The sequence below is a fragment of the Leyella stercorea genome (assembly GCF_019052365.1).
In the GTDB taxonomy this organism is placed as follows: Bacteria; Bacteroidota; Bacteroidia; order Bacteroidales; family Bacteroidaceae; genus Prevotella.
Genome location: NZ_JAHQUY010000106.1, coordinates 1 through 6,503 on the forward strand (window position 1 = coordinate 1; position 6,503 = coordinate 6,503).

7 protein-coding genes and 1 pseudogene are annotated in these 6,503 nt (G+C 42.6%); 2 read left to right on the forward strand and 6 right to left on the reverse strand.

Annotation, left to right across the window (positions count from 1 at the left end):
- Positions 1-243: 243 nt before the first annotated feature.
- Positions 244-1,020: a dihydroorotate dehydrogenase electron transfer subunit gene (locus tag KTQ90_RS12405; protein WP_217318693.1), complete on the forward strand. Its 777-nt coding sequence runs from the start codon at positions 244-246 to the stop codon at positions 1,018-1,020.
- Entirely contained in the window at positions 1,008-1,919 is a 912-nt protein-coding gene (locus tag KTQ90_RS12410) for a dihydroorotate dehydrogenase (protein ID WP_217318694.1), read from the forward strand. The genes KTQ90_RS12405 and KTQ90_RS12410 overlap by 13 nt, the downstream gene beginning before the upstream one ends.
- A gap of 256 nt (positions 1,920-2,175) precedes the next feature.
- Here the strand turns inward: KTQ90_RS12410 and KTQ90_RS12415 are convergent, their stop codons facing one another.
- From KTQ90_RS12415 to KTQ90_RS12435, 6 genes and pseudogenes are all read right to left on the reverse strand, one after another.
- On the reverse strand, positions 2,176-3,108 hold the full coding sequence (locus KTQ90_RS12415; protein WP_217318695.1) for an ADP-ribosylglycohydrolase family protein: 933 nt from the start codon (positions 3,106-3,108) through the stop codon (positions 2,176-2,178).
- Positions 3,109-3,137: 29 nt separating this feature from the next.
- Entirely contained in the window at positions 3,138-4,184 is a 1,047-nt protein-coding gene (locus KTQ90_RS12420; protein WP_217318696.1) for a hypothetical protein, read from the reverse strand.
- A pseudogene (locus KTQ90_RS13785) lies at positions 4,184-4,383 on the reverse strand (RNA-binding domain-containing protein); the annotation flags it as partial. The gene KTQ90_RS12420 and the pseudogene KTQ90_RS13785, both read right to left, overlap by 1 nt.
- Positions 4,384-4,386: 3 nt before the next feature.
- Positions 4,387-5,436, reverse strand: coding sequence for a DUF1848 domain-containing protein (locus KTQ90_RS12425; protein ID WP_217318697.1), 1,050 nt, complete (start codon positions 5,434-5,436; stop codon positions 4,387-4,389).
- A gap of 1 nt (position 5,437) precedes the next feature.
- A complete protein-coding gene (locus KTQ90_RS12430) occupies positions 5,438-6,037 on the reverse strand; it encodes a hypothetical protein (protein ID WP_217318698.1) in 600 nt (199 codons plus the stop codon).
- 171 nt (positions 6,038-6,208) lie between these two features.
- Positions 6,209-6,503: hypothetical protein (locus tag KTQ90_RS12435; protein WP_217318699.1), on the reverse strand; the 295-nt coding region annotated here is incomplete at its 5' end.

Here is a 6,503-nt window from a genome sequence, read left to right on the forward strand (position 1 = left end):
AGGATTTCTCTTTGCCGTACGACACAGAGAAATCCTAATGACCGATTCGGGTTTATACTTTTACTTTTTTTACTCTTTTACTTTTTTACTCTTTTACTTTTTTATTACCTTTGCAGAAGTTTGGCGGCACCTCGGCAATTGAAACAAGTTCCATTGCTCTCGGTTTGCACAAACTTTGCAGAAGTTAAGCTACACCTCTAATATATACATACTGTCACAAAGCAACAAGACAAACAAAAATAAATGAAAAAGTTCATACTCGACCTTACGGTCAACAGCGTTGAAGCATTGAGCGACAAGCACGTGCTCATCAAGCTCACCGACGACAAACCGCTGCCCGAGATGCTTCCCGGTCAGTTTGTGGAGGTGCGCGTAGACAATTCGCCGTCTACATTCCTGCGCCGTCCTATCTCTATTAATAATGTAGACTACGACCGCAACGAGCTTTGGCTCCTCGTGGCTGCCGTGGGCGACGGCACACGCCAACTGCAGAAGCTGCAGAAGGGCGACCGTCTCAACTGCATGCTGCCACTCGGCAATTCGTTCACAATGCCGACAGACAGCGCACAGAAGGTGCTGCTCGTAGGTGGCGGCGTGGGCGTGGCTCCGCTGCTCTACTTCGGCAAGCGCATCAAGGCGATGGGCGGCGAACCGACATTCCTGCTCGGCGCACGCTCGGCTAAGGACGTGCTGGAGCGCGAACTCTTCGAGCAGGTAGGACGCGTGCTCATCACCACCGAGGACGGATCCGAAGGCGAGAAGGGCTTCGTAACCAACCACTCCGTACTGGCTCAGGAGCACTTCGACCGCATCTCTACCTGCGGACCGAAGCCGATGATGATGGCTGTGGCTCGCTACGCCTTCAAGAACGACATCGAGTGCGAGGTATCGCTCGAGAACAAGATGGCGTGCGGCGTCGGAGCATGTCTCTGCTGCGTAGAGAAGACAGTGGAAGGCAACAAGTGTGTATGTAAGGAAGGTCCGGTAATGAATATAAAGAAACTGACATGGCAGATTTAAGTGTAAAGATTGGCGGTCTGAAACTGAAAAACCCCGTGATGACCGCATCGGGAACATTCGGATACGGTCTGGAGTTCGCCGACTTCGTGCCGCTCGAAGAGATTGGTGGCATCATCGTTAAAGGCACCACACTCAACCCGCGCGAGGGCAACGACTATCCGCGCATGGCTGAGACAGCGCAGGGCATGCTCAACTGCGTGGGCCTCCAGAACAAGGGCGTCGACTATTTCTGCCGCAACATCTACCCGCAGATCAAGGACATCGACACAAACATGATTGTCAACGTAAGCGGTTCGTCGCCAGACGACTACGCCGAGTGCGCTGCACGCATCAACGAGCTGGATAAAATCCCGGCAATCGAGCTGAACATCTCCTGCCCTAACGTGAAGCAGGGCGGCATGGCTTTCGGCGTAACCACAACGGGCGCAGCCAGCGTAGTGCGCGCCGTACGCGAACGCTACAACAAGCCTATCATCGTGAAGCTCTCGCCGAACGTAACTGACGTAACCGAGATTGCAAAGGCTGTAGAGGCAGAGGGTGCTGACAGCGTATCGCTCATCAACACTCTCATGGGCATGGCTATCGACATCGAGCGCCGCCGCCCAATGCTCAGCATCAACACCGGCGGACTGAGCGGTCCGGCTGTCAAGCCGGTTGCCGTACGCATGGTATGGCAGGTGGCTAAGGCTGTGAAGATTCCGGTAGTGGGTCTTGGTGGCATCTGCACCGCCGAGGACGCCATCGAGTTCCTCATGGCTGGCGCAACAGCCATCGAGATCGGCACCGCCAACTTCCTCGACCCCACCGTAACCATCAAGGTGCGCGACGGCATCAACAACTGGCTCGACAATCACGGTTGCTCTTCTGTAAGCGAGATTATCGGTGCATTAGAAGACTAATCGGACATTTACTATAAATATAAACGTAGCGGAGAGTCTCCGCTACGTTTTTTTCTATCTATACAATTATATACATCTTTCATTGTATCAACATTTCTCTCCGAACTTTTTGAGGTTGTCTCCGAACTAATTTCTTTTCTCTCCGAACTTTCATGATGAGTTTCCGAACCAAGTAAATCTATTTCCGAACTTTCGCCACACCCTTCATGAACAGGAATAGTAACCAAAAACGTCAAACGTTCGTCTGTTGTTTCTTTTATTTTATACAAATATCCAAAAGGCTATCTATAGTTTTGTCCAAGGACTCCTTATACAAAAGACCGTCTACATATTCTTTGGGAATAGCGTGAAATCCATACTTCGCACCAAGAATGGCACATGCAACTGCTGCATTTGTGTCTGCATCTCCTCCTGCATTCACAACGGTAAGCAATCCTTCTTCGAATGAAGAGGCATGCCAATATGACCATAGAGCTACAGATAGAGTAGACAGGGTGTAGCCCCAATTGTCATAGTCTACAAGCGGTTTGACATGAGGTTCCGCCCATGCGTTGTCTATATAATCACATATTTCCACATCATATTGCTTGACAATATCCTTCATTTGGGAGCGTGTAGGAGGTTCGATGCCATAGACCAATGCGTGTATAAGTTCGGACACTATCACACATGAGCCTACGCATCTTGGATCGTAATGAGTGAGCTGACATATTTTCTCAGCACAGGCTGTTGTTTCTTTTGGGAATAGTCCGACTACGGATGTACGCATCAGTCCACCATTGGCGGCTGACTGGTAGCGGCTCATCTTCCAGGCCATATACGAAACATCAAACGGCTTTTCGGCATAGTCGCCAATAGTAAGAACCTTATAGGTGTGCGACCCTATACCCATAGGCATGCCTTCTACCCAAGTTTTGAAATGCCTGGCGATATTTAAGAAATTGACACCTTTGTCCTCAATTACTGCATCAGCAATGCATAGCATCATGTCTGTGTCGTCAGTCCAATCGCCAATTTCCCATCGTTTCCGATGTCTGTCTTGGTATATCTGCTTGTAGTGTTGTAGTCCATGAGGATATTTCCAAGCAATATCCTCATCGGTCATGAATTCCGTCCCCAATCCAAGCGCATCGCCAATGGCTTGACCATATAGGCAACCTCTAAATCTATCTATCAATTCACGTTCCATTGATTTTGGAGTTTATAATTAATCTAATATCAGTGTTTAGTATTTATGCTATTATTCACAATCTTCAGCGCTACACCAACCAGACGATTATTCTCAAGTATGATGGTGGCGTGTATGCGCTTGTACATGCGTTCTTGTCTTAGGTATCGTTTGAACACGATGTCAATACGGCATCGATTTTCATCAATCATAGTAGAGTCACCGTATGGCAAGTATGTGTCAGGGCGGTGCAGGTCTATCGTGCAGCCACTTTTGCACATAGCCGTTATCTCATCCTCAGTCTTCACATATGGGCAAAAGTAATATTTGTTGTTCATAAACCTATCTACAGTTACATGGAAGAAGCCTTCAAGAAACAGTAATATGCACCATCCGCCCACAACACTGTTGTTTATGCATAGATGCTTGAAGAAGTCGTTATCTTTCCTTCCTGTCTCATCATACGCATACAATTTAAATATACCATCGTAAGGAAAATAGAAATTGTCGAGTTCATGCCAATTTTGATTGTGTCCTATAGAAAAATGCCAGCCATCTTCAATGTCTAACGCAGGGAACTCACTCAGCAATCCATATTCTGGGCGTTTGGCATTAGGAATCATATGCAATGGATAATCCGTTTTATCATTGATAAATTTCAGATTCCAACTTATTTCTTTCAAAATGTTGTGGCGATATATATACGTACGGAAGTCGTACAGTTGCTTATACACATATAACTTGTGCATACTATCACCTAACAATTCTTTCTCTCGTCGATGAATCTTATTGAGCAATGCTATTGCGAATTTTATGTCTTTCTTGAATGGATTATTTATCAAACTATCTCCGTAAAATGAGAGCACAGCCATATTCCACATGCGCACGAGGGATGCATGTTCCGTGTTACATTCCGCCAACATCTCCTCTGCTAACTTCTGTCTTTTGTCATCTGATTCATAAAGTATATTTATTTCTATAGTATCATCGTGGGTTGGGAAAAACATCAACGGCCATGCGTATAGTTCTACACCAAAATATGATTCCTTGTTCTTTTGCGATCTTTTGAAGATGCGCTCCATATTGAATTTTTTCATAAGTTCAATGAGTTATTATGTACGCCTATAACCAACTGTTCAACTCTATGTTGGCAATAGACGACACATAGGATATGACATCATTTTTCTCGTCCCCACAGAACGAGTTCTTCAAATTCTTAAATTCCTTCCATTCACAGCGAGCGTTCTCTTGTGGGTACTCACGAAGGAGATATTGTTGTAATTCGTGTTCGAGCATAAATCAGTCTATGATACTTTCACTATTTTCGTCATGCTTTTCAGCATTTCTTAATACACATTCTTTACTTGTATTTGCATAACAGTATACGCAGAAATGACGGCAAGTGTTATACATACCAATATCTTTACTCACCATGCAACCGCAAATTTTTCGTTGTCCAGTATCCTTTACTTTCTTTTCTTTCTTTGGAATAGGTGGAAGATTTCCAAACATATCCCTTTCTGGCCATTTTAGGGTATGAAGATAGTAAACTAATTCTTCGTCATCAGCAAAAATACGTTTCATCAGTTCCCCATCAATACACCGATTATGCTCAATGCCGTAAGATTCAAGATCAATATCTTCAGCACATGTAGCCATTTCAACATCCCAGCCTTGGTCATGCCACGCTTCTCGAATTTTCTTGAGTCCTTGTACAATCTCTATTCTTTGGGCATAATTAGCTTCTGCATTCTCAACATCTTCTTTTGTGAAGAAAATAGTTTCCTTAACAAGATTATTCTGAACCTTGCGGTATGCTTTTACGTCAACAAAACTGAAAACCAATTTATTAGTGTAGCCTTTCAGTTTGTTTCCGATATGCCATATTCTTGTAAGCAATTCTCGTGGCCCAATGGTTGAAGTGATGATCAAAGGATCAAATCTCCAAATGACTTTTTCCTTGCCTATTGTGTCTGACAAATTCTTGAATGTTTTAATACGCTCTTCTACAGAAGGTACATTAGGCTCAAAGCCTTCCTTTGTATAGTCATTCAGTGTCACTTGGAAGTAATAATGAATGCCCATTTCATCCAATATATGAAGATAGGGCATTATTGGTTTGGGGTTCTTTGTCCAAAACACAACAACTCTACACTCACTGAAAGAGATATACATCTTTTGCTGATTGAACGGATTGTACCAAGCACAATAACCTTTTGCCAAGCGATTGAAAAACCACTTGGCGTAAAAGGCTGGTATATCTGTGGAGCGGCTGGCGGAAATTATGACAGGAGCTGTTGCTTCTACATTATCACCTTGCTCTGTTAAAATTGTTACTTTATTGTTCATTTTAATCTGCAAAAATCATATAATTCTCCTGTTTTTCTAAAACATTACCACATATAGGACAGCCTTTAGATGGATTCCATAATTCTGCATTTCCGTTACAAAGGATGCATTTAACATTGTTTGCACTATTTTTATATGCTAATATTTTTCTTATTTCACCTCTTTTCATAAAAACCATGAACTCAGAGAAATTAATAAACTTTGCATACTTCCTTCTATGAAGAAATCTAAGCAACTTTTCCCAAAAAGTTTCTTCTGTCCATATAACGGCATCATGAATTAAATTCTTTCCAAAATATTTTGATTCTTCACCTTTAACAACTTCATTCTGAAACCACAAAACATCATTTTTCATGCACTCTTGAAATTCTTCAGGAACAATTTTCATCAAAATATCAGCCAAATATTTATCTTTCTCAAGAGGATACTCCTTTGCACTTAAGTATATATCCTTATATATCCAGTTCTTTGTAAAGACGTGATTGCATTCTGTACATTTATAAAAATGCCCAGGACCTGAAAGTACACTATTGTCTCCATCTTTAGATGATAGAATGCTAAAGCCACATTTATGACATTTATAGTTATGTAAAGTTGCCATTTTGTGCTAATATTTATTGGTTAAATGGAATGTGTTACCATCATTTGATTTCTGCCAAGTGGTAGGAAACCACTTGGCAGAAAAGATGGGGTATATGTTTAACGGCTGGCAGAAATAACAACAGGTGTAGTCGCCTCCACTTGTTCACCAGTATCATTTGTAATGATGTTCTTATTTGTCTGCATAGCGATTGCTTAACTCCTCACAAACTTTATTTACAGCTTCTATGTCTTTGTTTGTATCTCCTCGTAAGCAAAAATAATCTCTAGTCTTTTGACTTTTTGCAAGACAATATTTTCCTATGTGAGATATTATATCTTCAGCGTTAGTTTCATGAGAACAACGTCCACCAGGTGAATGCATGAGTATAACACTTTTAGCAGCAGCCATAATTTTGTCTTTCTGATAATCGCTTAGATAATCGAGCTTACTTATGAAAGCACCTAAATCTTCGTCATGAAGAATA

What these genes read in the sequence shown, in the direction of transcription:
- KTQ90_RS12410 (WP_217318694.1), top strand. Translation starts at nt 1,008, where the DNA reads ATGGCAGATTTAAGTGTAAAGATTGGCGGTCTGAAACTGAAAAACCCC.
- KTQ90_RS12425 (WP_217318697.1), bottom strand. Translation starts at nt 5,436, where the DNA reads ATGAACAATAAAGTAACAATTTTAACAGAGCAAGGTGATAATGTAGAA.
- KTQ90_RS12415 (WP_217318695.1), bottom strand. Translation starts at nt 3,108, where the DNA reads ATGGAACGTGAATTGATAGATAGATTTAGAGGTTGCCTATATGGTCAA.
- KTQ90_RS12405 (WP_217318693.1), top strand. Translation starts at nt 244, where the DNA reads ATGAAAAAGTTCATACTCGACCTTACGGTCAACAGCGTTGAAGCATTG.
- KTQ90_RS12420 (WP_217318696.1), bottom strand. Translation starts at nt 4,184, where the DNA reads ATGAAAAAATTCAATATGGAGCGCATCTTCAAAAGATCGCAAAAGAAC.
- KTQ90_RS12430 (WP_217318698.1), bottom strand. Translation starts at nt 6,037, where the DNA reads ATGGCAACTTTACATAACTATAAATGTCATAAATGTGGCTTTAGCATT.